Annotated in this window: 4 protein-coding genes; all 4 read left to right on the top strand. The window is 70.0% G+C overall.

The window, feature by feature from the left end:
• The first annotated feature begins 36 nt into the window (after positions 1-36).
• The 4 genes from NBW84_RS22160 (at position 37) to NBW84_RS22170 (ending at position 3,019) form a co-directional block, all read left to right on the top strand.
• Positions 37-1,068: an NlpC/P60 family protein gene (locus NBW84_RS22160; RefSeq protein WP_250287088.1), complete on the top strand. Its 1,032-nt coding sequence runs from the start codon at positions 37-39 to the stop codon at positions 1,066-1,068.
• Positions 1,069-1,712: 644 nt separating this feature from the next.
• Positions 1,713-2,081 carry a WhiB family transcriptional regulator gene (locus tag NBW84_RS22165; protein WP_250287090.1) on the top strand — a complete coding sequence of 123 codons (369 nt, stop codon included), beginning with the start codon at positions 1,713-1,715 and terminating at the stop codon, positions 2,079-2,081.
• Positions 2,082-2,204: 123 nt separating this feature from the next.
• Entirely contained in the window at positions 2,205-2,336 is a 132-nt protein-coding gene (locus NBW84_RS24615) for a hypothetical protein (RefSeq protein ID WP_445548365.1), read from the top strand.
• Between the two features lie 155 nt (positions 2,337-2,491).
• Positions 2,492-3,019 (top strand): SixA phosphatase family protein, encoded by a 528-nt coding sequence (locus NBW84_RS22170; protein ID WP_250287092.1) that lies wholly within the window; start codon positions 2,492-2,494, stop codon positions 3,017-3,019.
• Positions 3,020-3,112: the final 93 nt, after the last annotated feature.

The raw sequence follows: 3,112 nt of genomic DNA on the forward strand, positions 1-3,112 counted from the left end.
ATACGAGATTGCCTCTTGTCTCGTGGGCTCGGAGATGTGTATAAGAGACAGGCCCTGGACGCCCCGACGGGGCAGGGGCCCGCGGCGACGGCCTGGGCGGAGGGGCAGGAGCCCGCCGGCAGCACCGGGCAGAAGTCCACCGGCGGCACCGGGCAGAAGTCCGCCACCAGCGGGAAGCGGCATACCGGTGACAAGCAGAAGTCGACCGGCAGCCGACAGGCGTCAGCCGCCGGCGGACAGGCGTCCGCCGGCGGCAGGGGGGAGTCCTCCAGCAGCGGACAGGATCCCTCTGATGACGTATGGAAATCCTCCGGGGGCGCATGGGGATCCTCTGATAACGGATGGGAGTCTTCTGGAAGCGGAGGGGAGTCGTCCGCTGGCGGGCGGGGGTTCCCCGGCCGGTCGTTGCGCCGGGGAAGCCAGGGTGACCCGGTGGTGCGGCTCCAGATCCGGCTCGGGATCTTCGCCGACGGGTGGTTCGGCCCGCGGACCGCACACGGCGTCCGCGCCTTCCAGGCCAGCGCCGGGCTGGCCATCGACACCGTGGTCGGCCCGCGGACCTGGGATGCGCTCTTCGGCGCGCCAGCCTCACCGGTAGCGGCACCCACGCCGGCAACAGCCCCGACAGTGACGTCGACAGTGGTGTCGGCAGTGGCGTCGACAGCGACGCTGGTGGTGACTCCGGCGGCGGCAGCGGTTCCGGTGGGGGCGTCCACCTCGGCCGCGACGGCGGCACTCGCGGCCGCCGAGCGGCAGATCGGCAAACCGTACCGTTACGGTGCCGCCGGGCCGGACGACTTCGACTGCTCCGGCCTGGTCCAGTACGCGTACGCCCAGGCCGGTGTCTCGATTCCCCGTACCACCTACGACCAGTTCGCCGCGCTGCGGCCGGTCGGCTCCGCCGAGGCCCGGCCGGGAGATGTGGTCTTCTTCCTCGACGCCGAGGGGGAGGCCTACCACGATGCCATCTACGCCGGGAACGGGCAGATGATCGTTTCGCGTCGCCCCGGCACCAACGTCCAGTACCAGGACATCTGGTCGGGCGACTATCGCATCGGACGGGTCTGAAGACCGGAGGACCTGCAGCTTCCGGCCGGCCGGAAAACATGATCCCATCACCTTGGGCGCTCTGACCGTAGACTCTGCGCCACGTGCCGCCGACGATCATAGTTGTGATTCTGCTCACCCTTGCGATCGTCGGGAACACGCTCTCCGATCCCCCGGGGGCGCGCGGGAAGCCAGGATGCCCGGTTTGACACCACCGGGCATCTACTACGAGTGGTAGTACGCATACCCAACGCTGCGACTGGACAACGGAACGTCGATCAGCGCGGCCGGAACCGGATGTCTCGCACATACTGCGGACGCGGGCGTTCCGGAACCCTTGCTATCCCGTCGAGAGCCGTCTACGTTCCTCGGTTAACGAGACGAGACGGGTTCGTTTCCGACGAAGAGGGTGTCCAGGCGTGCGCAATTCATGCCGGACAACCCTGGCTCCGTCCCTCCCTGAGGTTGTGGTTCCACGCGAGCAGAGGAGTCGGTGTGCTTTCCAACACATCCACTCGTTGCCGCGCATTGTCATGCCCGCCGCAAGCGACGTCCCGAGGAGACATCATGCTGAGTCATCCGCGGCTGCTGCCTACAGGTAGCGCTGCCGCCTACCACCATCGGACCGGATTGTGCCTCGATAGTGGCAGAATCGGCGGAATCTCATGAGCGCCGGCGTACCCGTCCTGCCCGGACGCGACCTTCCGCCGCAGCCCTACGGCGCTGGCTGGCCCGCCTACTGGCGGCAGGAAGCCGCCTGCCGGGACGGGGATCCCGACGCGTTCTTCCCGCCGGACGGGCGTAACACCAAGGCCCGGGCGGCGGCGGAAACCCGGGCCCGGAAAGTATGCGCCAGCTGCTCCGTGCGGCGGGCCTGTCTCGCGACCGCCTTATTCCGCCAGGAGGAACACGGCGTGTGGGGCGGGCTTACCTCGGACGAACGCAATTCCGTGGTTCCCCGCGGCCGGCTCAGCGCGGACGACGCCCTTGCCTTTGCCGACCGCCTGCTGCTTTCCACATACGCGACCAGCTGATCCTTACGGCTGATTTCTAGCTCCACCGTAGGATATTTTTCACCACTTCGGGTGAGGCACCGCCGTCGATGCGAGCCGTCGATGTGAGCGAGTGCCTCGCCCGGCGCCATGGCCGGGGCACCGATGATCGACAACGATCGGCGCGGCACCGGCCGGCGCGGCACGGCCGACGAGGCTTCCCTCGTCCGGGTGCGTGAGGCTTCCCATGCGGGCGAGATGCCGCCGGACGAGGCGGGCGCCCCGCGGCGGGCGTAGAAAAGAACCATTGACGCCCCGGTCCGAGATGGGCAGGCTGCGTGTCGTCGCCGTCCGAGGAGGAGCTGCGTGTCGCCTCGTCCCGCGCCCGGTCGCGGCGTCCGGGTGTCTGCCGGTCTCCCTCTCCCCACGGGTCTCTCCCCACGGGCCGCGCGGTGAGGCCGCCGCGTCGCCTGTTGCTGCTGCGCCACGGCAAGTCCGACTGGGCCGACGGCAGCATGTCGGACGCCGACCGCCCGCTGTCGCCGCGCGGCCGGTCCGCCTGCCGGCTCATCGCCGAGCACCTGACAGCCGACCAGCTCACCCCCGACCTGGTGCTGTGTTCCTCGGCCCGCCGGACCAGGCAGACCGTCGAGCAGATCGCCGGAGCCCTGCCGGCGGCCGTCCCGGTGCTGACCGAGGACCGGCTCTACCTCGCCGACGTGTCGGACCTGCTCGACCGCCTCCGCGAGCTCGACGACGGCGTCCCCACCGTCCTGCTCGTCGGCCACAACCCGGGTATCCACGCGCTGGCCACCGGCCTGCTCCCGGTCGGCGAACGCTCGCGGCTGCCCACCTTCCCCACCGCGGCGCTGGCCGTCGAGGACCTGGCCGTGGGCCGCTGGGCGGAGCTGGGGCCGAGCACGACCCGGCTGGTCTCGTTCGTCACCCCACGCTCGCTGGCCGGCTCCAGCAGCCACTGACGCCGCCGCGGCGAAGCCTCGGTACCGGCGGAGCCGTGCTGCCAGCGAAGCAAGCCGCTGTACTGACGAAACCGACGAAGCATCAGCACCAGC

This window comes from Protofrankia sp. CiP1_Cm_nod2 (genome assembly GCF_920664355.1).
Taxonomy (GTDB): Bacteria; Actinomycetota; Actinomycetes; order Frankiales; family Frankiaceae; genus Protofrankia.